This is a genomic window from Burkholderia sp. MSMB1826 (assembly GCF_001526325.1).
Classification (GTDB): domain Bacteria; phylum Pseudomonadota; class Gammaproteobacteria; order Burkholderiales; family Burkholderiaceae; genus Burkholderia.
In genome coordinates this window covers 108,091-129,339 of sequence record NZ_LOYN01000026.1, presented here as the reverse complement: position 1 = coordinate 129,339, position 21,249 = coordinate 108,091, and the positions used below count along the sequence as shown (strand labels likewise).

Below are 21,249 nucleotides of genomic sequence, written 5' to 3'. Positions count from 1 at the left end.
GTCACACCGGCCAGAGCGGCCCTTCCTGCATCGCGCCGATTTGCTCGCGCAATTCGAGCACGCGCGCTTCCCAGTAACGATGCGTGTTGAACCACGGGAAGGCGGCCGGAAACGCGGGATCGTCCCAGCGCCGCGCGAGCCACGCCGCATAGTGGATCAGCCGCAGCGTGCGCAGCGCTTCGACCAGATGCAGCTCGCGCGGCTCGAATTCGCAGAAATCCTCGTAGCCGGCGAGCAGGTCCGCCAGCGCGCGCGACGCGCCTTCGCGATCGCCGGGCAGCAGCAGCCACAGATCCTGGACGGCCGGCGCCATCCGGCTGTCGTCGAAGTCGACGAAATGCGGGCCGGCATCGGTCCACAGCACGTTGCTCGGATGACAGTCGCCGTGCGTGCGCAGCAGGCGAACCGCTCCGGCGCGCTCGAACGCGGCCTCGACGCCTTCGAGCGCGAGCGCGAGCGCGCTCGCGTACGCCGGTCTTACGTCGTCCGGAATGAAATCGTGCGCGAGCAGATAGTCGCGCGGCTCGTAGCCGAACGTATCGATGTCGAGCACGGGACGCGCGACGTACGGCTGCGTCGCGCCGACCGCATGAATGCGGCCGATGAAGCGGCCGAGCCATTCGAGCGTGTCGCTGCGGTCGAGATCGGGTGCGCGGCCGCCGCGCCGCTCGAAGATCGAGAAGCGGAAACCGTCGAACGCGTGCAGCGTGCGGCCGCCGAACGATCGCGCGGGCACCGCCGGAATCTCGCGCGCGGCGAGTTCGGCGACGAACGCATGTTCTTCGAGAATCGCGTCGTCCGACCAGCGCGCCGGGCGATAGAACTTCGCGACGACCGGCGGGCCGTCTTCGATACCGACCTGGTAGACGCGGTTTTCGTAGCTGTTGAGGGCGAGCAGGCGCCCGTCGGTGCGCAGGCCGGCCGGCATCAGCACGCTGTCGAGCGCGTCGAGCACGCATTCGGGCGTGAGGCCGGCGAACGGCGGGCTGGCGGGAGAAGCGGGAGCGGAAGTGGCGTCTGTCATGCCCCGCATTGTGCCGTCAGCCGGACCGAAAGACGAGCGTCCGGTGCGATGCGCCAAGGCCTGTTCACGTTAATAACGGACTTGCGCCGGCCCCATGGATGAATTACTCCAAACGGGAGAACGCGCCTTTCCGCCCGCATGGCGGCGTCGTTCGTCGTTGCAATGGCGACGGCTATTGCGCCTCCTCTCTTCTTGCACGCACCCGAAGGAAGTCCCCTTGGGGGACGGGTGCAAAGGTGCGTTCGCAAGCCCGTTACAAGCGCGAACAGGCCCTAGTGAAGCGCCGCGCCGGCCGGCAGGACGGATTCGCCGGTGTCGATCAGATCCTCGAGAAAGAAGGGCTCGGTGTTGAGTTCTTTCGACTCGCCCGGCACGCCCGCGTACCAGGTCACCATGGCCATGTCGCCCAGGATGCGCTGGACGATGCCGCGCGCGCCTTTCGGCACCGCGATATGGGTAGTGCAGACGATCGACCCGATATGCATGATGGTTCCCCACTCTTGAATCTTGAAACCCGGCCCGCTGGCGAGCCGGCAAATGCACGATCCGCGCCGCTCTCGGCGGAGCGTTGCGCGTGATCCCATTGTTCACGGTTTATCGAAGCACGAAAAGAAGAAGAAGCAGGCGAAGTGCCGCGAATTCGTCGAATGTCTCCAATCAACCACTGCGCCGGGCGCGTACTTGTCCGCCCGGTTACCCCCATCATACCCTGTCGAATGTGACCGCCCGCCGAAACCGCCCGGCGGCGCCGCGCGCACGGTTTGACGCCACGTGCGTACCGCTTCGCTTCTTCCGTGCGGGATCGTCGGCACGCGCGCCGCGATCGGCGCCGACTTCGCGTCGCGCGCGCCGCATGCCGACCGCTTTTCACCCGTTTGCGCATGCTCGCGTGCGCAGCGGCCGGCGCACCGGCATCGGCCCGTATCGACGCAACATGTCGCTCGCGACAGGCAGCCGCCGACAGGCGTTGCGTTCGGCGGTTGTCTTGCGGTACCTTAGGCTTTCGTTCGCGTTCACTCGCATTCCGACACGATGCATCCGCTCACGTCCGCCCTCGCCCAATCCCGGCCGCAGTTCGACTCGCGGCCGCAGGCGTGCGCGCATCCGTCGGTCCTTCCCCCTCCTGTCGCACCGCCGCCCGTCAGCGCTGCGCCGCCCCCGCCGGCGGCACGCGTCGGCTGACCGGCCGGCTTCCGTTTTCGTCTTCCATTCGCCTCGTTGGCTGCAGGTGCGTGCGTCGTGACGCACGGCATGTTGCTGCGCGCGGATGGAACGTTTCGATCCGTTCGACAGGTGGATTCACATGGTTTCGTTCAAACGCGCGCTCGCCGCGCATGGCGCGACGTCGCTCTTCGTGCTGCTGTGGAGCAGCGGGGCGATCTTCGCTGAACTCGGTCTGCATCACGCATCCGCGTTCGCCTTTCTCACTGCCCGTTTCGCGCTCGCATCGCTCGTGCTGCTCGCACTGGCCTTCGTGCGCAAGCGCTGGCTGCCGCCGCGCGGCGAGCGGCGCATGGCCGCGCTGACCGGCTTGCTGATGATGGGCGGCTATTCGATCTTCTACCTGCTCGCGCTCGAGCGCGGCATCGCGCCCGGCGTGCTCGCGACGATCCTCGGCGTGCAGCCGATCCTCACGCTCGCGATCGTCGAGCGTCGTTGGCAGCCGGTGCGCATCGCGGGGCTCGCACTGTCGCTCGCCGGCCTCGCGCTCGTCGTCGGCCGTGGCGTGAGCGACATGAGCGGCGGGAAGGGCGGCCTGTCGGCTGCCGGCATCGCGTGCGCGCTCACGGCGCTCGTCGCGCTGACCGTCGGCTCGCTGCTGCAAAAGCGCGTCCGCGCGGCGCCCGCCGACGTGCTGCCGCTGCAGAATGCGATCGGCCTCGCGCTGTGCATCGCGATCGCGCCGTTCCGGCCGGTGTCGTTCGACGCGAGCTGGGCGTTCGTCGTGCCGCTGCTGTGGCTCGGCATCGTGATTTCGGTGATCGCGCAACTGCTGTTCTACCGATTGATGCAGCGCGGCGATCTCGTGAACGTGACGAGCCTGTTCTATCTCGTGCCCGTCGTCACCACGCTGATGGATGCCGTGTGGCTCGGCAACCGGCCCGAGCCGCTCGCGCTCGCCGGCATGGGCGCGATCGTCGCCGGGCTCGCGCTCGTGTTCCGCACGCCGGCCGGCCGCCCGCACCCCGAGCGCGCGTGAGCGGGCGGGCCGCCGCGCCTGCGGGGCGGCGGCCCGCATCGGACACATACGACGATTCCGCGAAAATCGAAAGGAACGGGAAAGATGCGTGCAAGGCGTTCGTCTTGCTTGCACGAAAAACGCGTGCTTCTCGGGGTTTTCCGCTGATTTTTAATGGTTCGGATAGCGAAAAACGCCGCCGGTTGCCTATACTCGAATGGACGGCCTGCACGTAACGGGCCGGACCCATACTAGAAACGCCCGGCATGGGACCGGGGTGAGCGTACGCATGCCGACTTCGGCCGACATCCCGCGAGGATGGAGCCCAGGCAAGCACCGAAACGCCCACTTCGGTCGACACTGGAGACACGCATGACGACCTATTTCACGATCGGCGACTTCATCCTGTTGATTCCGATGGCGCTGGCCGGAGCGCTATTTCTCGGCGCGGTGCCGTGCGCGACCCAATTCCGTCACAACCTGCTGCGCGTACTCGGCGTCATTCTCGGCGTCGGTGTCGCGGTGCTGCTCGTTGAAGGCCTGCCTGCGCTGATCTAGCGCGCCGCCAGTGCGCGACGTGCGTCGCTGCATCGCCGCGACGCGACGTACGGTCCGCGGGCCGGCGACACGGCACGCGATGTTTCGCATGCCGTATCGACTCGCGATCAGATCGCCTGATCGGTGGACGGCTTTTCCCACAGATTGATGCCGCCTTCCGTCGCGTAACGATCGATCTCCGCGAGCTCCTCCGCCGAGAATTCGAGGTTCTTCAACGCACCGACGTTCTCGCGCACCTGCTCCGCGCGGCTCGCGCCAATCAGCGCGGACGTCACGCGACCGTGACGCAGCACCCACGCCAGGGCCATCTGCGCCAGGCTCTGCCCGCGCCGTTCGGCGATCGTGTTGAGCTTGCGCACATGCTCGAGATTGTCCGCGCTCAGGTGTTCCTGCTTCAGCGAGCCGCCGCCCGGCTTGTTCACGCGCGCGTCGGCCGGCACGCCATTCAGGTACTTCGACGTCAGCAAGCCCTGCGCGAGCGGCGTAAACGCGATGCTGCCCGCGCCGACGTCGTCGAGCGTGCCGAGCAGGTCGCGCTCGATCCAGCGGTTCAGCATGTTGTACGAAGGCTGGTGAATCAGCAGCGGCACCTTGTATTGCGCGAGCAGCTCGGCCATCTCGCGCGTCTTCGCGGCCGAATACGACGAGATGCCGATGTAGAGCGCCTTGCCCTGCTGCACGGCCGACGCGAGTGCGCCCGCCGTTTCCTCGAGCGGCGTGTGCGCGTCGAATCGGTGCGAATAGAAGATGTCGACGTAGTCGAGCCCCATCCGCTGCAGGCTCTGGTCGAGACTCGCGAGCACGTACTTGCGCGATCCGCCGCCGCTGCCGTACGGCCCCGGCCACATGTCCCAGCCGGCCTTCGTCGAGATCAGCAGCTCGTCGCGATACGGCCGGAAATCCTCCTTCAGCAGCCGGCCGAAATTGATTTCGGCGCTGCCGTACGGCGGCCCGTAGTTGTTCGCGAGGTCGAAGTGGTTGATGCCGAGGTCGAACGCGGTGCGCAGGATCTCGCGCTGCGTCGAGATCGGCGTCGAGTCGCCGAAGTTGTGCCACAGACCCAGCGACAGGGCGGGCAGTTTGAGCCCGGATTTGCCGCAGGTGCGGTATTGCATGTCGGCATAACGTTCGGAAGCTGCTTCGTAGGCCATGAGTCTGTTCCGTCAGGACATCGGGGGAAGGGACGCGCGCCGGCCGCGCACGTGGCGCGACGGCGGCGAAGGAGTCATACGACGACTATGGTAGCGAAAGCGGCCCGATCGCGCACGGCGGCACGGCGATGGACGCGACCGCGGCCGTCGCCTACACTGCGGCGTCTCGAATCACCGTTTCAGCGAGGTTGGTATGTCCCGGGTCATCTCGGTTGCACTGCTCGTCGGCGGCATCGTGCTGCTGTATTTCGGCGGCCAGTCGTTCCATTCGATCAACGACAACGTGTCGCGCTTCTTCACCGGCTCGCCGGCGACGAAGACGATTCTGCTGATCGTCGGCGGCGCCGTCGCGTCGTTCGCCGGCCTGATCGGCCTCGCGATGCCGGGCAGCAAGCGCTGATCGCTGCGCATCGCGACACCCGCACGCCCTGCCTCGCGCGCGCGGGCCCCAAACGAAACGGGCGGCCACGCCACCCGTTGCTTCATTCGCCCGCGACGCGCCGCATCGCGTGATCGGAGCGGCAACACCCTGCCGCGTCGATCCCGACCTAGAACTGCACTTCCGGCTTCGACGCCGAGCGTGTGCCGGGCACCGGCCGGTTGCTTGCGCCGTGATACGTGTACACGAGCGAGAACTTCACCTGGTCGGAACGGTTCTGCCCGGCCGAATGCAGCGTGTTGCAGTGGAAGAACACGACATCGCCCGTTCCCAGCGACGGACACGTGGCCGCGTCGATCATCCTGCGGTTTTCCGGCAGATCGCCGCGGAAGAATTTCGCGTCGTCGAACGCTTCCGGCCCGAATTCGGCCGTATGCGAACCCGGCACGAGCCACAACGCGCCGTTCTCGTTGGTTTCCGGCCCGAGGGCGAGCCACACCGACACCATGTCGGGGCGCTCGAACGCCCAGTAGCGGAAATCGCGATGCCAGCCGGTCAGGCTGCCGTACGCCGGGTGCTTCGTCATCATGCAGTTGTGATGCGCGCGCGACAGCACGGGCTCTTCACCGAAATACTCGCGCATCCACGCGCCGATTTCAGGGGCCACCGCGCGCTCGGCAAACGCCGGATCGCGCGAATACGCATCCAGCAGCCGCCGCACCGTATGCCCGCCCGGCGCATGCTTCGATTCGGGCGCGCCCGGGTAGCGCAGGTCGGCCTCGAACTCGATCGGCTCGGCGGCCTCCCGCAACTGGCGCTGCGCGATCTGCCTGAGCGCCGCGCACTGCTCCTCGCCGACGAGGCCGCGCGCGACGACGAAGCCGCGCTCGCGCAATTCCGCGACCTGCGCGCGGATCGATTCCGACTGCAATGGAGACGACATGGGATGCCAGACGTTTATTGTGTGAATGTGACGATTGTAAATCGGCGCCGGATACCGCGAACAGCACCATTGTCGTGCGCAGGGGCATGCCAATCGCGGCTTTGATCCAGCGCAAGGGAACTGTGCGACGCGGCACCTGCCTCAGCGACAGGCGGTATGCGGCACACGCGTTGCGGCACAAGGGTTTATCGCGACTTTTGCCCGTCACGAAACCCCTGTAGCCTGACGCGGCCTGTCAATTCTGGCGGGGGCGGCGCGCAGCGGGATCCGATAAGATCCGTTGTGCCATCCGAGGCCGTTCATACCAGTGCGCTCTTCAGGCGCCACCCATACAAGCGAAGCATCGTTCACATGCCATTCCGTCTGACTTCCCGTTTCAACCGCGCTGCGAAGCGCGTCGTGCCGTCCGCTCCCGCCCGCTCGCTGCGCCATCACCGCGCACGCACGCAGGCGCTGGCCGAGCGTACGCACACGCACAGCCGGCTGGACGGCATCCGTGCGTGGTTCCACGCGTTTTTCTCGATGATGAGCGCACAGACGTTCGCGCGCCGCGCCGGCCTGCGCTCGCTGCTGCAGAAGCCGTCGTCGCTGCGCGCGCTCGCGCTGCGCCGCACGCTCGGCCCGCAGCGCCGCGTCAACCGCCCGCGCCGCCTCGCGGCGAGCAATGGCTGGTTCGGGTTCGGCGCACGCTGAGCGAATGCCTGGCGGGCATGGCCCGCACCGATCGCCGCCATTGCATCGGCGACCGAAATCCATAAAAAAACCCCGGCCTGGCCGGGGTTTTTCATTTCAGGCGAACGACGCTTACGCGACGCGTGCCGTCGGCTCCACACCGGCCGCTTCGGCCAGCGCGAGCGCCTTGTCGGTCGCTTCCCACGAGAATTCCGGCTCTTCGCGGCCGAAGTGGCCGTAAGCCGCGGTCTTCTCGTAGATCGGGCGCAGCAGGTCGAGCATCTTGATGATGCCCTTCGGACGCAGGTCGAAATGCTCGCGCACGAGCTTCGTGATCACCGCATCCGACACGCGGCCCGTGCCGAACGTGTTGACCATCACCGAGGTCGGCTCGGCCACGCCGATCGCGTACGACACCTGGATCAGCGCGCGCGACGCGAGGCCCGCGGCGACGATGTTCTTCGCGACGTAGCGGCCGGCATAGGCAGCCGAACGGTCGACCTTCGACGGATCCTTGCCCGAGAACGCGCCGCCGCCGTGCGGTGCGGCACCGCCGTACGTGTCGACGATGATCTTGCGGCCGGTCAGGCCGCAATCGCCCTGCGGGCCGCCGATCACGAACCGGCCGGTCGGGTTCACGAGGAACTTGATGTCGCCCTTGATCAGATCGGCCGGCAGCGTCGGCTTGATGATTTCCTCGATCACGGCTTCGCGCAGCGCGGGCAGCTCGATATCCGGTGCGTGCTGCGTCGACAGCACGACGGTGTCGATCGAATCGGGCTTGCCGTCCACGTAGCGGACGGTGACCTGCGACTTCGCGTCCGGACGCAGCCATTGCAGGCGACCGTCGCGGCGCAGGCTGGCCTGGCGCTCGACGAGGCGATGCGACAGGTAGATCGGCAGCGGCATCAGTTCCGGCGTTTCGTCGCACGCATAGCCGAACATCAGGCCCTGGTCGCCCGCGCCTTGATCGAGGTTGTCGTCGTGTGCGCGATCGACGCCCTGCGCGATGTCCGGCGACTGCTTGTCGTACGCGACGAGCACCGCGCAGCCCTTGTAGTCGATGCCGTAGTCGGTATTGTCGTAGCCGATGCGCTTGATCGTGTCGCGCGCGATCTGGATGTAATCGATGTTGGCCGTCGTGGTGATTTCACCGGCCAGCACGACGAGACCCGTGTTGCACAGCGTTTCGGCCGCAACGCGGGAGTATTTGTCCTGCTCGAGGATGGCGTCGAGAATCGCGTCCGAGATTTGGTCTGCGACCTTGTCCGGATGGCCTTCGGAGACGGATTCGGACGTGAAGAGATAATCGTTTGCCACTTTTTCAGGCTCCTGTGTGGTTACGGTTGGTTTCACGTAGCCAGCTTCGTTGGGCCTGAAGCGGCGACGCTTTAGCGGATTACCAGGACCGGGCAGCGTGTGTCGCGCCAGCCGGCTTCGCCCCGCAAGTTGTCAGTTAACTCGGCGAAGCCCGTATTATAGCGGCTTTCCTGAATTGTCACAGAGCGCCGCCCGTGCTGCATCTTCCGCTGTCTCACCACCCTGTTCGCAACGTGCCGGCCTGCCGGCCCTACGGAGCTTCCGCATGCTAGGCCGCCTCGGCACGCACCTCGCCATCGGCTTGCTGAAGCTGCTCGCCCTGCTGCCGTACGGTCTCACCGCACGGTTCGGCGACGGCCTCGGCTGGCTGCTGTATCAGATCCCCAGCCGGCGAAAGCGCATCGTACATACGAATCTGAAACTCTGCTTCCCCGACTGGAGCGACGAGCGGCGCGAGGACGTGGCGGGCCGGCATTTCCGCCATGCGATCCGCAGCTACGTCGAGCGCAGCGTGCAGTGGTTCGGCTCGGAGAAAAAGCTCGCGAAACTGATCCAGGTCGACAGCGCGGTCGATCTCACCGATCCCGACCTGCCGCCGACGCTGTTCCTCGGGCTGCACTTCGTCGGCATCGAAGCCGGTTCGATCTGGCTCAACCGGTCGCTGCAGCGCCGCTGCGGATCGCTGTACCAGCCGTTCTCGAACGCGGTGCTCGAGGAAGAGGCGAAGAAGGCGCGCGGGCGCTTCGACGCCGAGATGGTCGGTCGCGCGGACAGCGCGCGCGTCGTGCTGCGCTGGCTGCGCGACCGCAAGCCGGTGATGCTCGGCGCCGACATGGACTACGGGCTGCGCAATTCGACGTTCGTGCCGTTCTTCGGCGTGCCGGCCTGCACGCTGACGGCCGTCGGCCGGCTCGCGAAGACGGGCCGCGCGCAGGTCGTGCCGTTCATCGGCGAGGTGCTGCCGAACTACAAGGGCTATCGGCTGAAGGTGTTCAAGCCGTGGGACAACTACCCGACCGGCGACGACGATCTCGACGCGCGGCGGATGAACGAATTCCTCGAGGAACAGATTCCGCTGATGCCCGAGCAGTATTACTGGGTGCACAAGCGCTTCAAGACGCGCCCGCCTGGCGAGCCGAGCCTCTACTGAGACTGAGCAGCATCGGCCTGCGGGCGCACGGTCAGGCGCGCGTCCGCACTCGGGTTACCTTCGGCACGCCTTTCGCGCGTGCCTGCCACAGATCGTAGGCGGATTGCTGCGCGAGCCACAGATCCGCACGGCCGCCATTCTCCTCGCCGAGCCATGCCTCGAGGCGCAGCGCCATTTCCGGCGAGATTCCTGCATGGCCGTGCAGGATGCGCGACAGCGCCGCGCGCGTGACGCCAAGTTGCGCGGCAGCCTCGGTGACAGTCAGGCCCAGCGCCGGTAGCACGTCCTCGCGCAACGCTTCGCCCGGATGCGGTGGATTGAAGATGCGAGTCATGGCTTGAATCACCTCAATGGTAGTCCTGGTAATCGACCAGGACGGCATCGGCTCCGTCGAAGCTGAACGTCAAACGCCCGTTGCTGCTCACGCTCACCGCGTAATGGCCGTCCAGCCCTCGGGCCAGGCCGTGAAAGCGCCAGCCCGGCACGTTCATGTCGAGCGGCCGGCTCGCAGCGTCGAGACGTGCGAGCTGGCGCCGTAACCTCGGGGCATGGTCGGGCCGGATGCCCGCCTTGTTCCCGCTCGTGAAAAACGCTTCCAGCCCCTTGTGCTGCCACGACTTGATCATGGATCTCCCACATTCGAGTCGCGATGCCGACAGCATGGCCCATGCGTATAGCCACACTATACGAATCGCTTGATTGCGCTGTCAATTTGACCTGTACGAAAGTGCGCGTCCCGCTCATCCGCTGTTTTCGCCGAGCCTTGCGCCCGCCGCGACAGGTTCGCCACACCGCACCAATTTGCCCACCCGCCTCGCATGCGACCAGTCGACCGATCGGCAGATACCGCTCCCTGCCCGCCTTCGCCCGCGGTACAAACCGGTCGCCCACGCAGGACGCCCCTGTCGGCTGCATGTATCATTTGCGGTTGAGATCAGCACGACGAACGAGGCCGCCCCGGCGTGGCCGCCGGCCGTCCGTGCCGACCGCCTTGTTCGCCATGGAATTCCGGACCCAGTGAAACTCTCGTTCACCAAGATGCACGGCGCGGGCAACGACTTCGTCGTGCTCGACGGCTATTCGCGCGCGCTGCCGCCGCTCACCGATGCGCAGGTGCGCGCGCTCGCCAACCGCCACTTCGGCATCGGCGCCGATCAGTTGCTGCTGGTCGAGAAACCGACCGTCGACGGCGCGGATTTCAAGTACCGGATCTTCAATTGCGACGGCGGCGAAGTCGAGCACTGCGGCAACGGCGCGCGCTGTTTCGTGAAGTTCGTCAGCGACCGCGGCCTGACCGACAAGCGCAGCGTGCGCGTGCAGGTCATGAAGGGCCTGATCACGCTGACGATGCAGGACAACGGCGAAGTCGTCGTCGACATGGGTGCGCCCGTGTTCGCGCCGGCGCAGGTGCCGTTCGATGCATCGGGCCTCGACGGCCGGGCCGACGGCAACGACACGCTGTGGCCGCTCGACGTCGGCGGCGCGACGCGCTGGATCTCGACGGTGTCGATGGGCAACCCGCATGCGGTGCAGGTCGTCGACGACGCCGAAGCGTATCCGGTGCTGGAAGAAGGCCCGCTGATCGAGCGCCATGCGCGCTTCCCGCAGCGCGTGAACGCCGGTTTCATGCAGATCGTGTCGCGCCGCGAAGTGAAGCTGCGCGTGTACGAACGCGGCGCGGGCGAGACGCTCGCGTGCGGCACCGGCGCGTGCGCGGCGGTCGCGGCCGGCATCCGGCGCGGCCTGCTCGATTCGCCCGTGACCGTGCACACGCACGGCGGCACGCTGACGATCGGCTGGGACGGCGCGCGCGACGAAGCCGCCGCGCTGACGATGGCCGGCCCCGCCGCGACCGTGTTCGAAGGCGAGATCGACCTGACCGCCTGACCCTGCAACGTCCTTGACAACACTGAACGCTCCAGCCACATGAACGATCGCGAAGTCGCCGACTACCTGCTCGCCAATCCCGAATTCTTCGCGCAGCACGCCGAGCTGCTCGCGACGATCCGTCTCGCGAACCCGCACGGCAAGGCCGCGATCTCGCTGCAGGAGCGGCAGATGGAGATGCTGCGCGACAAGAACAAGCATCTCGAACGCCGGCTCGCCGAGCTCGTGCGCTACGGGCACGAGAACGACAGCCTGTCCGCGAAGTTCAGCCGCTGGACCGCGCGCGTGATCGCGGAGCGCGATCCGTACGCGCTGCCGCGCACGATCGCCGACGGCATCGCCGACGTGTTCGACGTGCCCCAAACGGCGGTGCGCGTGTGGGATGTGGCCGACACCTACGCGCAAGCCGACTTCGCACGCCAGGTCGGCGAGGAAGTGCGCCTGTTCACGAACGGCCTGTCGACGCCGTACTGCGGTGCGAACACGGGCTTCGAGGCCGCCCAGTGGCTCGCGCCCGCGCTCGCCGCCCCGGCCGCGAGCGCGGCGGAGGGCGCCGAAGCCGCGCCGGCCGGCGACGGCTCGGCCGCATCGGTCGCGCTGCTCGCGCTGCGTGCGCCGCTCGCCGGCAACGACGCGCCCGCGTTCGGCCTGCTGGTGCTCGGTTCGCCCGATCCGCGCCGCTTCCACGACGGGATGGCCACCGACTTCCTCGCGCAGATCGCGACGCTCGCGAGCGCCGCGCTCACGCGCCTGCTGCCGCACTGATTCGCCGCACGCGATGACCGACGATCCGATCGCCGCCTACCTGTCGAACCTGAAGCACGTCAGGCAGCTGTCGGAACACACGCTGCGCGGGTACGCGCACGAACTCGACGAACTGACGAAGCTCGCGGCCGGCCGGCCGCTCGAAGCATTGACCGCCGCCGACATGCGCGGCGCGGTCGTGCGCGCGCACGCGGCCGGGCTGTCCGCGCGCTCGATCTCGCACCGGCTTTCCGCATGGCGCGCGTTCTATCGCTGGTTCGCGCAGCGCATCGAGATGCCCGCGAATCCCGTGGCCGGGGTACGCGCGCCCAAGCGCGAGAAATCGCTGCCCAAAGCGCTGTCGGTCGACGATGCGGTCGCCCTCATGGATACGCCGCTGCCCGAGACGACCGAAGGCGTCCGCGACCACGCGATCCTCGAGCTGTTCTATTCGTCGGGGCTGCGCCTCGCCGAACTGGTCGGGCTCGATGTCGGGTACGTGCAGGCCGACGGCTACCGCTCGGCCGGCTGGCTCGATCTCGCCGAAGCCGAAGTCACCGTGCGCGGCAAGGGCAACAAGGAGCGCAAGGTGCCGGTCGGCCGCAAGGCGATCGATGCGCTGAACGCGTGGCTCGCGGTGCGCGGCGAATTCGTGAAGCACGATCCGCATCCGCTGTTCGTGTCGGTGCGCGGCAACCGGATGTCGCCGGGCGTCGTGCGCGAACGCGTGAAGCGCGCGGCGCTCGCCGCCGGCATCCCCGCCAACGTCCACCCGCACGTGCTGCGCCACTCGTTCGCGACGCACGTGCTGCAGTCGAGCGGCGACCTGCGCGCGGTGCAGGAACTGCTGGGCCACGCGAGCGTCGCCGCGACGCAAATCTATACGTCGCTCGACTTCCAGCATCTCGCGAAGATTTACGACAGCGCGCATCCGCGCGCGAAGAAGCGCGACTGACGCGCGTCCCGTGTTACCCGCCGCGCGCGGCGGCCGGCATCGACCGGCGTCGCGCCCGGCCCCTTTCGATCTCATCATGCAAACCGTCACCCTCAAGCCGTCCAAGGAAAAATCGCTGCTGCGCCGCCATCCGTGGATCTACGCCAATGCGATCGACCGCGTCGACGGCAAGCCCGCGCCCGGCGCGACCGTGCTCGTGCGCGCGCACGACGGCCGCTTTCTCGCGCGCGGCGCGTACAGCCCGCAGTCGCAGATCCGCGTGCGGGTGTGGAGCTTCGACGAGCACGAGCCGATCGATCACGCGTTCTTCAAGCGCCGCGTGCAGCGCGCGGTCGCGCACCGCACGACGATGGTGTCGGGCACGGGCGCGGTGCGGCTCGTGTTCGGCGAAGCCGACGGGCTGCCGGGGCTGATCGTCGACCACTACGTCGCCGATACCGCCGAAGCCGGCGCGACGCCGCGCGGCCAGCTCGTATGCCAGTTCATGGCGGCCGGCGTCGAAGCGTGGAAGGACGCGATCGTCGCGGCGCTCGTCGGCGCGACCGGCTGCCCGAACGTGTACGAGCGCTCGGACGTGTCGATCCGCGACAAGGAGGGGCTCGAGCAGACGACCGGCGTGCTGGCCGGCGACGCGCCGCCCGCGACGCTGATCGCGAACGAAAACGGCGTGCGCTATCACGTCGACGTGCCGAACGGCCACAAGACCGGCTTCTACGTCGACCAGCGCGACAACCGCGCGCTCGTCGCGCAGTACGCGGCCGGCCGCGACGTGCTGAACTGCTTCTGCTACACCGGCGGCTTCTCGCTCGCGGCGCTCAAGGGCGGCGCAAAACGCGTCGTGTCGATCGACTCGTCGGGCGACGCGCTCGCACTCGCGCAGCAGAACGTCGTGGCCAACGGCTTCGACGCGGCGCGCGCGACCTGGCTCGATGCCGATGCGTTCAAGACACTGCGCCGCCTCGTCGACGAAGGCGAGCGTTTCGACCTGATCGTGCTCGATCCGCCGAAGTTCGCGCCGACCCGCGACAGCGTCGATCGCGCGGCGCGCGCGTACAAGGACATCAATCTGAGCGGCTTCAGGCTGCTGCGCCCGGGCGGCCTGCTGTTCACGTACTCGTGCTCCGGCGCGATCGACATGGACCTGTTCCAGAAGATCGTCGCGGGCGCGGCCGCCGACGCGAAGGTCGACGCGCGCATCCTGAAGCGGCTCGGCGCGGGCGTCGATCATCCGCTGCTCGCCGCGTTCCCGGAGGGCGAATATCTGAAGGGCCTGCTGTTGCAAATCGTCTGATCGCCCCGATCTAGCGCGGACGACCGCGCCCGCCCCGCCCGGTTGGCGGCACAGCGCTTTCGCCTGTCGTCAGGACGACGGGCGGGGGCTTGACAGGTATGTTTCAATGGATGGTTGTGCGCCCCGGCTCGCAGCGCGAGGGCGCGACGCACATCCTGGTTTTGACCCCGATTCACGAACCACAGGCGACCGACATGGCCACTCCCGTCACCATCCTTACCGGCTTTCTCGGCAGCGGCAAGACGACGCTGCTCAAGCGCATCCTGAACGAACAGCACGGCATGAAGATCGCCGTGATCGAGAACGAGTTCGGCGAAGAGAACATCGACAACGAAATCCTCGTGCAGGATTCGAACGAGCAGATCATCCAGATGAGCAACGGCTGCATCTGCTGCACGATCCGCGGCGACCTTGCCCGCGCGCTCGGCGATCTGGCCGCGAAAAAGCGCGAAGGCAAGCTCGACTTCGACCGCATCGTGATCGAGACGACCGGCCTCGCGAACCCGGGCCCCGTCGCGCAGACCTTCTTCATCGACAGCGAAATCGCCGACGATTTCCTGCTCGACGCGGTCATCACGCTGGTCGATGCGAAGCACGCGAACGCTCAGCTCGACGAACACGAAGTGGTGCAGCGCCAGGTCGGTTTCGCCGACCGCCTGTTCATCACGAAGTCGGACCTGGTCGACGGCGAGACCGTCGCCGGCCTCAAGCACCGCCTGATGCACATGAACCCGAAGGCCGCGATCAAGATCGTGAATTTCGGCGAAGCGGACATCAAGGAAATCTTCGACCTGCGCGGCTTCAACCTGAACGCGAAGCTCGAGATCGATCCCGATTTCCTCGCCGAGGACGATCACGCGCACGCCCACCACGATCACGACCATGATCATGATCATGATCACGCCGATTGCGACCACGATCACGGCCAATGCGCGCACGATCACGGCCATGGTCACCACGACCACCACCACGCGCACCATGACGACAAGATCAAGTCGTTCGTGTACCGCAACGACCGCCCGTTCGATCCGAACAAGCTGGAAGACTTCCTCGGCGGCATCCTGCAGATCTACGGCGTGCGGATGCTGCGCTACAAGGGCGTGCTGTACATGAAGGGCGTCGACCGCAAGGTCGTGTTCCAGGGCGTGCACCAGATGATGGGCAGCGACCTCGCGGCCAAATGGCTGCCGGCCGAGAAGAAGACCAACAAGATGGTGTTCATCGGCGTCGACCTGCCGCAGGACCTGATCACCGACGGCCTCGACGCCTGCCTCGCCTGATCCGCGCGGGCGCCTGCCCGCCCCGCTGCCCGGCCGCCTTCGCAGGCGGCCGCGGCAGCCGCGCGGCGCCTTTTCCGGGCAGGGTTTCGTCGTCATCGCTTTTTCGCGATTTGCGCGTTATATTTTCAAGATATTGGCGTGGCCGACGGGGATCGACCCGATACGGCGCCCGCTTGCGATTCAGTTACAATACGTGCCCGCTGGAGTACGGCAACAAACAGGCCCGGTTCTTGCTGAACCAGTTATCCGGGCATCGCAACCGCGCCGGATCGCCCATCCGCCTCCCGGCCGCGGCCGATGCGATCTGCCGCGCAGCACACCGGTTCGCAGCGCGCGCAAATCAGCGCCAGGCCTATCCCTGGTATTTGAGAACCGGTTTCCAGAGGCTTTCGGCCCCGCGGCGGCAAATCGCAAATGATTGCAAGCGCGGTTGCGGGTAATCCCAAAGTGCAGGCACTATCTCTTGATTTGCCGCACATTGAAGAAGCAAGCAGATGACGAAGAAACTCTTGACCGAAGCCGAAATCCTGAAGATGAGCGACAAGGATTACATGAATGAGGATCAGCTCGCCTTCTTCAAAAATCGGCTCGAACAGTTGCAGGCGGACATCCTCAAGAATGCAGGCCAGACGACCGAGAACCTGCGCGAGACGGTGATCGTCCCCGATCCCGCCGACCGCGCGACGATCGAGGAAGAGCACGCGCTCGAGTTGCGTACGCGCGATCGCGAACGCAAGCTCCTCAAGAAGGTTCAGCAGTCGCTCGCCCGCATCGATTCCGGCGATTACGGCTGGTGTGAGGAAACCGGCGAACCGATCGGCATTCCGCGCCTGCTCGCGCGTCCGACCGCCACGCTGTCGCTCGAGGCGCAGGAGCGCCGCGAGTTGCGCCAGAAGCTGTTCGGCGACTGATCGAGCGGCATTCCGCTCAGACACGCTGCTTCCCGGAAGCGCGCGGCCTGCCGCGCGCTTTTTGTTTTTCCGGCGCCGGCTCCCGGCCGCCGGCCGATTTGCCTCCCCCTCTTGATATCCCGGCGCCCGCCCTAAAATGAAACGGACGTGCGCCGGGCCGCTTCCCGGCGCACCGCGGATTCACGCGGCGGCCCCTCGCGCCGCCCGACTCTTCCCCGTTTTTCTCAAGGAACGCAGATGGAGCAATTTCACGGCACGACCATCGTTTCGGTCCGGCGCGGCGACAAGGTCGCGCTCGGCGGCGACGGCCAGGTAACCCTCGGCAACATCGTCATGAAGGGTGGCGCGCGGAAAGTGCGGCGGATCTACAACAACCAGGTTCTGGTCGGATTCGCGGGCGGCACCGCCGATGCGTTCTCGCTGCTCGACCGCTTCGAGGCGAAGCTCGAGAAGCACCAGGGCAATCTCACCCGCGCGGCCGTCGAGCTCGCGAAGGACTGGCGCACCGACCGGATGCTGCGCCGCCTCGAGGCGATGCTGATCACGGCCGATGCAACCACCACGCTCGTGATCACCGGCAACGGCGACGTGCTCGACCCGGAAGGCGGGATCTGCGCGATCGGCTCGGGCGGCGCGTACGCGCAGGCCGCGGCCCGCGCGCTCGCCGAGAACACCGAGCTGTCGCCGCGCGAGATCGTCGAGAAATCGCTCGAGATCGCCGGCGACATGTGCATCTACACGAACCACAACCGCATCATCGAAACGATCGAGTAAGGACCGCACCATGAGCACCATGACCCCTGCCGAGATCGTCTCGGAACTCGACAAGCACATCATCGGCCAGGCGAAGGCGAAGAAGGCCGTCGCCGTCGCGCTGCGCAACCGCTGGCGCCGCCAGCAGGTCGCCGACCCGCTGCGCCAGGAAATCACCCCGAAGAACATCCTGATGATCGGGCCGACGGGCGTCGGCAAGACCGAAATCGCGCGACGCCTCGCGAAGCTCGCCGATGCGCCGTTCATCAAGATCGAAGCGACCAAGTTCACCGAAGTCGGCTACGTCGGCCGCGACGTCGACAGCATCGTGCGCGACCTGATCGAGATCTCGGTCAAGCAGACGCGCGAATCCGAAATGCGCAAGGTGCGCAGCAAGGCGACCGACCAGGCTGAGGACCGCATCCTCGACATCCTGCTGCCGCAACCGCGCGCGGTGGGCTTCGGCGGCAATGCCGAGCACGCGAACGACGACAACAACGCGACGCGCCAGACGTTCCGCAAGCGCCTGCGCGAAGGCCAGCTCGACGACAAGGAAGTCGAGCTCGACCTCGAGCAGCCGACCGTCGGCATGGACATCATGGCGCCGCCGGGGATGGAAGAGATGACCGAGCAGATCCGCTCGATGTTCTCGAACCTCGGCAGCGGCAAGAAGCAGCGCCGCAAGGTGAAGATCAAGGAAGCGCTGAAGCTGCTGACCGACGAGGAAGCGGCGAAGATGCTGAACGAAGAGGAAGTGAAGACGAAGGCCGTGCAGAACGTCGAGCAGAACGGCATCGTGTTCCTCGACGAGATCGACAAGATCACGTCGCGCAACAACGAAGGCAGCGGCGGCGAAGTGTCGCGCCAGGGCGTGCAGCGCGACCTGCTGCCGCTCGTCGAGGGCACGACGGTCAACACGAAGTACGGGATGGTGAAGACCGATCACATCCTGTTCATCGCGAGCGGCGCCTTCCACCTCGCGAAGCCGAGCGACCTGATTCCCGAACTGCAGGGGCGCTTCCCGATCCGTGTCGAGCTCGATTCGCTGTCGGTCAACGACTTCGAAGCGATCCTCGTCGCGACCGACGCGAGCCTCGTCAAACAGTACCAGGCGCTGCTCGCCACCGAAGACGTGGAACTGGAATTCGCGGAAGACGGCATCCGCCGCCTCGCCGAGATCGCGTTCGCGGTCAACGAGAAAACCGAGAACATCGGCGCACGCCGGCTGTACACGGTGATCGAGAAGCTGCTCGAGGAAGTGTCGTTCTCGGCCGGCAACCACGCCGGCGAGCGCGTGACGATCGACGCGCAGTATGTCGACCGCGCGCTCGGCGAAGTGTCGCAGGACGAAGACCTGTCGCGCTACGTGCTGTAACGCGCGCGGCGGCGAAAGCGAAACGGGCGGCCCCGCGGGTGAGCGGGGCCGCCCGTTTTCGTTGGCGCGCGCCCGTGGCCGCGCTCGCGGCTTCCTGCCGGACAGCGCCGCGCGGCTGCGCCGTAGCGCGTCGCGTTGCGTCGCTCCCGAATCGCATCGCGCGACGCCCGTGCCGCTCGTGCCACCCGGCGTGCGTGCGCGCCGGCGCCGCGCCGCTTACTGCCGCACCGGTTTTTTGGCGAGCTTGCGCTGCAGTGTGCGGCGGTGCATGTTCAGCGCCCGCGCGGTCGCCGAAATGTTGTTGTTGTTCTCGGCCAGCACGCGCTGGATGTGCTCCCATTCGAGCCGGTCGACCGACAGCACGACCGGATTCTCGAGCGCCTCTTCGGCCTGGACTTCGGTCGCGTTGGTCTGCAGCGCGGCCAGGATCGACTCGACGTTCGCGGGCTTCGCGAGGTAGTTGTCGGCGCCCTCCTTCACGGCCTGCACGGCGGTCGCGATGCTCGCGTAGCCGGTCAGCACCAGAATCCGCGCATCGGGCTGCAGGTCGCACAACGGCGCGATCAGGCTCAGCCCCGAATCCTCGCCGAGATGCAGGTCGACGGTGATGAACTGGAACTTGCCGCCTGCGGCGAGCCGGAGCGCCGCCTCCTTGTCGTGCGCCTGCTGGACCGCGTAACCGCGGCGCTCGAGGCCGCGCGCGAGCGTGCCCGCGAACACCTCGTTGTCGTCGATCACCAGGAAATTGTTCTCGCTCATGGGGTTTCTCCGTCTACGTGTTGGTTGAGGCAGCCGGCATCGCGACACGCGCGACCGGCAGGCGCAGCACGGCCCGCGTGCCGCGCCCGGCCGCGGCGCCGGCCGGTCGGCCGTCCGGCGTGCCGGCTGGCCGTTCGGCCGCACGTGCACCCGTGCGTTGTCCCGATGCGGCCGCCGCGTGGCCATTCGCCGCACCTGCCGCCCGGCCGTTGCCGCCGGCCGCACGCGGCGCGACATCGGACAGTTCGATCTCGCCGCCCAGCCGCGCGGCCGCACTGAACGCGAGATACAGGCCGACGCCGTGCCCGCCCTGCGTGCTGTCGACCGGCATCGCGCCGAGCGATTCGCGCAGCGCGGCCGGAATGCCGGGCCCGTCGTCGCATACCTCGAATTCGATTTCGTCGGTCGCGCGGTCGTGCGCGACCTTCGCGGCGAGCGTCACGCGCTGCGGGCTCGCGCGCGCGGCGTTGTCGAGCAGGATCGTCAGGATCTGGCCGGCCGCGACCGTATCGTCGAGCGCGACGCCCGACGGGCGCGCACCGAGCAGCTCGAACTGCACGTGCGGATGCCGCAGACGCCAGTGCTCGACGAACGTGTCGAGCCAGTCGTCCACCGGCTGGCGGCTCGCCGGCGCGCTCGCGCGGCTGCGCAGGCGCGCGAGCGCCGACGTGCAGAGCGTCATCTGTTCCTCGAGCACCTTCAGGTCGGCCTCGTAGCGCGCCAGCCCCGGATCGGCGCGCGCCGCGTCGCGCAACTCCTCGGCGAGCATCGCGATCGTCGACAGCGGTGTGCCCATTTCGTGCGCGACGGTGGCGGCCTGCACGCCGAGCGCGACGGCCCGCTCGTCACGCAGCAGGTGCTGCTGCGCCTCGCCGAGCGCCGCGTCGCGCTGGCGCAGCGCATTCGACATGCGCGCGACGAACCACGCGATCAGCCCGACGCTGACCATGAAGTTCGCCCACATGCCGGTCCGGTAGTAATCGAACAGGTTCGCCGGGTTGTCCATGTTGAGCGGCACCGAATCGAAGCCCAGCGCCGCGTAGCACGCGACCGCGAACGCCGCGAGCCAGATCATCAGGTGCCACGGCAGCACGGCCGCCGCGATCGCGAGCGACGGCAGGTACAGCGACACGAACGGATTGGTCGTGCCGCCCGACAGGAACAGCAGCGCGGACAGCGCGCCGAGGTCGACCCACAGCTGGCCGAGCAGCTCGAAATTGGTCTCGGGCCGCGCGCGCAGCACGCGCACCCAGGTCAGCGCGTTGAAAACGATTTCGAGCGCGATGACCATCAGCATCGCCGGCAGCGGCAAATGGACGCCGAAATAGGTCTGCACGACGCCGATCGTCACGAGCTGGCCGATGATCGCGAGATTGCGGAGCCAGAACAGGTGACTGAGGTTGACGCGCCCGGTGGTGGTGATTCGTTGCATCCGGGCAGTTTACCCGTTTAGCGCCCGGCGCCCCTAGCGGGGCCGGATCCGCGCGTGCGAACGGGCGGCACGCGTGCGCGGCGAGTCGCGTCAACCGGCCTCGCCGGCCATGCGCTGCGCGATCTCGTCGGCCAGACACTCGGGGCATCGGCACCGCGCACCGGCCGCGGGCGGCGTGCCGCCGGGCAGCATCGGCATCGACGCGCACCAGCAGTCGAACGGCTGCGTGTGCGCGCCGCAGTCGAAGCCGCGCCCGCAGTGCGGGCAGCGCGCACGGCGCGGGACGGAACGGGCGTCGGCGGCGGAATCGGTCATGGCGCAATCGCGGAAGCGGGCGGGACGTCGCCCCACGCGACAAGCATAGCGCGGCGGCTGAATTTTGCACGCCGGCCGCCCGGCCGCGGTCGGCCGCCAACGCATGCGCGCCCGCCCGCCGACGCCCGCCGCGCGACGGCGCCCCGAATCGTGCCGCGCCATAGCCGGCGG

General features: G+C 67.4%; 23 protein-coding genes. 13 read left to right on the top strand and 10 right to left on the bottom strand.

Annotation, left to right across the window (positions count from 1 at the left end; translation table 11 throughout):
• Position 1 precedes the first annotated feature (1 nt).
• Both WS95_RS16700 and WS95_RS16695 read right to left on the bottom strand, forming a co-directional pair.
• Complete coding sequence (locus WS95_RS16700) at positions 2-1,024, bottom strand: serine/threonine protein kinase (RefSeq protein ID WP_082746934.1); 1,023 nt, start codon at positions 1,022-1,024, stop codon at positions 2-4.
• A gap of 272 nt (positions 1,025-1,296) precedes the next feature.
• Positions 1,297-1,509, bottom strand: coding sequence for a hypothetical protein (locus tag WS95_RS16695; RefSeq protein ID WP_006477514.1), 213 nt, complete (start codon positions 1,507-1,509; stop codon positions 1,297-1,299).
• 818 nt (positions 1,510-2,327) lie between these two features.
• Here WS95_RS16695 and WS95_RS16690 point away from each other — a divergent pair.
• Positions 2,328-3,224 (top strand): DMT family transporter, encoded by an 897-nt coding sequence (locus tag WS95_RS16690; RefSeq protein ID WP_059824775.1) that lies wholly within the window; start codon positions 2,328-2,330, stop codon positions 3,222-3,224.
• A gap of 351 nt (positions 3,225-3,575) precedes the next feature.
• Positions 3,576-3,761: a hypothetical protein gene (locus tag WS95_RS16685; RefSeq protein WP_006482800.1), complete on the top strand. Its 186-nt coding sequence runs from the start codon at positions 3,576-3,578 to the stop codon at positions 3,759-3,761.
• 107 nt (positions 3,762-3,868) lie between these two features.
• Here the strand turns inward: WS95_RS16685 and mgrA are convergent, their stop codons facing one another.
• Positions 3,869-4,912: an L-glyceraldehyde 3-phosphate reductase gene (mgrA, locus tag WS95_RS16680; protein ID WP_034208657.1), complete on the bottom strand. Its 1,044-nt coding sequence runs from the start codon at positions 4,910-4,912 to the stop codon at positions 3,869-3,871.
• A gap of 193 nt (positions 4,913-5,105) precedes the next feature.
• Between mgrA and WS95_RS16675 the strand changes: the two genes are divergently transcribed.
• On the top strand, positions 5,106-5,312 hold the full coding sequence (locus WS95_RS16675; RefSeq protein ID WP_034208658.1) for a DUF3185 family protein: 207 nt from the start codon (positions 5,106-5,108) through the stop codon (positions 5,310-5,312).
• A gap of 148 nt (positions 5,313-5,460) precedes the next feature.
• On the opposite strand, the gene WS95_RS16670 is transcribed toward WS95_RS16675, so the two are convergent.
• Complete coding sequence (locus WS95_RS16670) at positions 5,461-6,234, bottom strand: phytanoyl-CoA dioxygenase family protein (RefSeq protein WP_059824701.1); 774 nt, start codon at positions 6,232-6,234, stop codon at positions 5,461-5,463.
• A 351-nt stretch (positions 6,235-6,585) separates the two neighbouring features.
• Here WS95_RS16670 and WS95_RS16665 point away from each other — a divergent pair, with 351 nt between their 5' ends.
• Entirely contained in the window at positions 6,586-6,927 is a 342-nt protein-coding gene (locus tag WS95_RS16665) for a hypothetical protein (protein ID WP_034208660.1), read from the top strand.
• A gap of 111 nt (positions 6,928-7,038) precedes the next feature.
• Here the strand turns inward: WS95_RS16665 and metK are convergent, their stop codons facing one another.
• A complete protein-coding gene (gene metK, locus WS95_RS16660) occupies positions 7,039-8,226 on the bottom strand; it encodes a methionine adenosyltransferase (RefSeq protein ID WP_006482984.1) in 1,188 nt (395 codons plus the stop codon).
• A gap of 265 nt (positions 8,227-8,491) precedes the next feature.
• Between metK and lpxL the strand changes: the two genes are divergently transcribed.
• On the top strand, positions 8,492-9,376 hold the full coding sequence (gene lpxL, locus WS95_RS16655) for a lauroyl acyltransferase LpxL (RefSeq protein WP_034208661.1): 885 nt from the start codon (positions 8,492-8,494) through the stop codon (positions 9,374-9,376).
• Positions 9,377-9,407: 31 nt separating this feature from the next.
• Here the strand turns inward: lpxL and WS95_RS16650 are convergent, their stop codons facing one another.
• Both WS95_RS16650 and WS95_RS16645 read right to left on the bottom strand, forming a co-directional pair.
• Positions 9,408-9,710: a HigA family addiction module antitoxin gene (locus tag WS95_RS16650; RefSeq protein WP_034208662.1), complete on the bottom strand. Its 303-nt coding sequence runs from the start codon at positions 9,708-9,710 to the stop codon at positions 9,408-9,410.
• 13 nt (positions 9,711-9,723) lie between these two features.
• The gene (locus WS95_RS16645) at positions 9,724-10,002 is read right to left on the bottom strand and encodes a type II toxin-antitoxin system RelE/ParE family toxin (RefSeq protein ID WP_059780767.1); all 279 of its coding nucleotides are present in this window, start codon (positions 10,000-10,002) and stop codon (positions 9,724-9,726) included.
• Positions 10,003-10,393: 391 nt separating this feature from the next.
• On the opposite strand from WS95_RS16645, the gene dapF reads away from it, so the two are divergent.
• The 8 genes from dapF (at position 10,394) to hslU (ending at position 18,572) form a co-directional block, all read left to right on the top strand.
• On the top strand, positions 10,394-11,263 hold the full coding sequence (dapF, locus tag WS95_RS16640) for a diaminopimelate epimerase (protein WP_059780766.1): 870 nt from the start codon (positions 10,394-10,396) through the stop codon (positions 11,261-11,263).
• Between the two features lie 39 nt (positions 11,264-11,302).
• Positions 11,303-12,028 carry a DUF484 family protein gene (locus WS95_RS16635; RefSeq protein ID WP_034208665.1) on the top strand — a complete coding sequence of 242 codons (726 nt, stop codon included), beginning with the start codon at positions 11,303-11,305 and terminating at the stop codon, positions 12,026-12,028.
• 13 nt (positions 12,029-12,041) lie between these two features.
• Positions 12,042-12,962: a tyrosine recombinase XerC gene (xerC, locus tag WS95_RS16630; protein ID WP_059824699.1), complete on the top strand. Its 921-nt coding sequence runs from the start codon at positions 12,042-12,044 to the stop codon at positions 12,960-12,962.
• Positions 12,963-13,038: 76 nt separating this feature from the next.
• Entirely contained in the window at positions 13,039-14,253 is a 1,215-nt protein-coding gene (locus WS95_RS16625) for a class I SAM-dependent rRNA methyltransferase (RefSeq protein WP_059824697.1), read from the top strand.
• 194 nt (positions 14,254-14,447) lie between these two features.
• Positions 14,448-15,533 (top strand): CobW family GTP-binding protein, encoded by a 1,086-nt coding sequence (locus WS95_RS16620; RefSeq protein ID WP_059824696.1) that lies wholly within the window; start codon positions 14,448-14,450, stop codon positions 15,531-15,533.
• 494 nt (positions 15,534-16,027) lie between these two features.
• Positions 16,028-16,444: an RNA polymerase-binding protein DksA gene (dksA, locus tag WS95_RS16615; protein ID WP_006477498.1), complete on the top strand. Its 417-nt coding sequence runs from the start codon at positions 16,028-16,030 to the stop codon at positions 16,442-16,444.
• Positions 16,445-16,681: 237 nt separating this feature from the next.
• Positions 16,682-17,218 (top strand): ATP-dependent protease subunit HslV, encoded by a 537-nt coding sequence (hslV, locus tag WS95_RS16610; protein ID WP_006760749.1) that lies wholly within the window; start codon positions 16,682-16,684, stop codon positions 17,216-17,218.
• A gap of 10 nt (positions 17,219-17,228) precedes the next feature.
• A complete protein-coding gene (hslU, locus tag WS95_RS16605) occupies positions 17,229-18,572 on the top strand; it encodes an ATP-dependent protease ATPase subunit HslU (RefSeq protein ID WP_059824694.1) in 1,344 nt (447 codons plus the stop codon).
• 216 nt (positions 18,573-18,788) lie between these two features.
• Here hslU and WS95_RS16600 read toward each other — a convergent pair whose 3' ends face one another.
• From WS95_RS16600 to WS95_RS16590, 3 genes are all read right to left on the bottom strand, one after another.
• Positions 18,789-19,331 carry a response regulator transcription factor gene (locus tag WS95_RS16600; protein ID WP_006483687.1) on the bottom strand — a complete coding sequence of 181 codons (543 nt, stop codon included), beginning with the start codon at positions 19,329-19,331 and terminating at the stop codon, positions 18,789-18,791.
• Positions 19,332-19,344: 13 nt separating this feature from the next.
• A complete protein-coding gene (locus WS95_RS16595; RefSeq protein WP_059500584.1) occupies positions 19,345-20,763 on the bottom strand; it encodes an ATP-binding protein in 1,419 nt (472 codons plus the stop codon).
• Positions 20,764-20,853: 90 nt separating this feature from the next.
• Complete coding sequence (locus tag WS95_RS16590) at positions 20,854-21,078, bottom strand: cysteine-rich CWC family protein (protein WP_034208671.1); 225 nt, start codon at positions 21,076-21,078, stop codon at positions 20,854-20,856.
• Positions 21,079-21,249: the final 171 nt, after the last annotated feature.

Excerpts from the sequence above, each read along its gene's own strand:
- WS95_RS16700 (WP_082746934.1), bottom strand. The coding sequence starts at position 1,024 with ATGACAGACGCCACTTCCGCTCCCGCTTCTCCCGCCAGCCCGCCGTTC.
- WS95_RS16695 (WP_006477514.1), bottom strand. The coding sequence starts at position 1,509 with ATGCATATCGGGTCGATCGTCTGCACTACCCATATCGCGGTGCCGAAA.
- WS95_RS16690 (WP_059824775.1), top strand. The coding sequence starts at position 2,328 with ATGGTTTCGTTCAAACGCGCGCTCGCCGCGCATGGCGCGACGTCGCTC.
- WS95_RS16685 (WP_006482800.1), top strand. The coding sequence starts at position 3,576 with ATGACGACCTATTTCACGATCGGCGACTTCATCCTGTTGATTCCGATG.
- mgrA (WP_034208657.1), bottom strand. The coding sequence starts at position 4,912 with ATGGCCTACGAAGCAGCTTCCGAACGTTATGCCGACATGCAATACCGC.
- WS95_RS16675 (WP_034208658.1), top strand. The coding sequence starts at position 5,106 with ATGTCCCGGGTCATCTCGGTTGCACTGCTCGTCGGCGGCATCGTGCTG.
- WS95_RS16670 (WP_059824701.1), bottom strand. The coding sequence starts at position 6,234 with ATGTCGTCTCCATTGCAGTCGGAATCGATCCGCGCGCAGGTCGCGGAA.
- WS95_RS16665 (WP_034208660.1), top strand. The coding sequence starts at position 6,586 with ATGCCATTCCGTCTGACTTCCCGTTTCAACCGCGCTGCGAAGCGCGTC.
- lpxL (WP_034208661.1), top strand. The coding sequence starts at position 8,492 with ATGCTAGGCCGCCTCGGCACGCACCTCGCCATCGGCTTGCTGAAGCTG.
- WS95_RS16650 (WP_034208662.1), bottom strand. The coding sequence starts at position 9,710 with ATGACTCGCATCTTCAATCCACCGCATCCGGGCGAAGCGTTGCGCGAG.
- WS95_RS16645 (WP_059780767.1), bottom strand. The coding sequence starts at position 10,002 with ATGATCAAGTCGTGGCAGCACAAGGGGCTGGAAGCGTTTTTCACGAGC.
- WS95_RS16635 (WP_034208665.1), top strand. The coding sequence starts at position 11,303 with ATGAACGATCGCGAAGTCGCCGACTACCTGCTCGCCAATCCCGAATTC.
- xerC (WP_059824699.1), top strand. The coding sequence starts at position 12,042 with ATGACCGACGATCCGATCGCCGCCTACCTGTCGAACCTGAAGCACGTC.
- WS95_RS16625 (WP_059824697.1), top strand. The coding sequence starts at position 13,039 with ATGCAAACCGTCACCCTCAAGCCGTCCAAGGAAAAATCGCTGCTGCGC.
- WS95_RS16620 (WP_059824696.1), top strand. The coding sequence starts at position 14,448 with ATGGCCACTCCCGTCACCATCCTTACCGGCTTTCTCGGCAGCGGCAAG.
- dksA (WP_006477498.1), top strand. The coding sequence starts at position 16,028 with ATGACGAAGAAACTCTTGACCGAAGCCGAAATCCTGAAGATGAGCGAC.
- hslV (WP_006760749.1), top strand. The coding sequence starts at position 16,682 with ATGGAGCAATTTCACGGCACGACCATCGTTTCGGTCCGGCGCGGCGAC.
- hslU (WP_059824694.1), top strand. The coding sequence starts at position 17,229 with ATGAGCACCATGACCCCTGCCGAGATCGTCTCGGAACTCGACAAGCAC.
- WS95_RS16600 (WP_006483687.1), bottom strand. The coding sequence starts at position 19,331 with ATGAGCGAGAACAATTTCCTGGTGATCGACGACAACGAGGTGTTCGCG.
- WS95_RS16595 (WP_059500584.1), bottom strand. The coding sequence starts at position 20,763 with ATGCAACGAATCACCACCACCGGGCGCGTCAACCTCAGTCACCTGTTC.
- WS95_RS16590 (WP_034208671.1), bottom strand. The coding sequence starts at position 21,078 with ATGACCGATTCCGCCGCCGACGCCCGTTCCGTCCCGCGCCGTGCGCGC.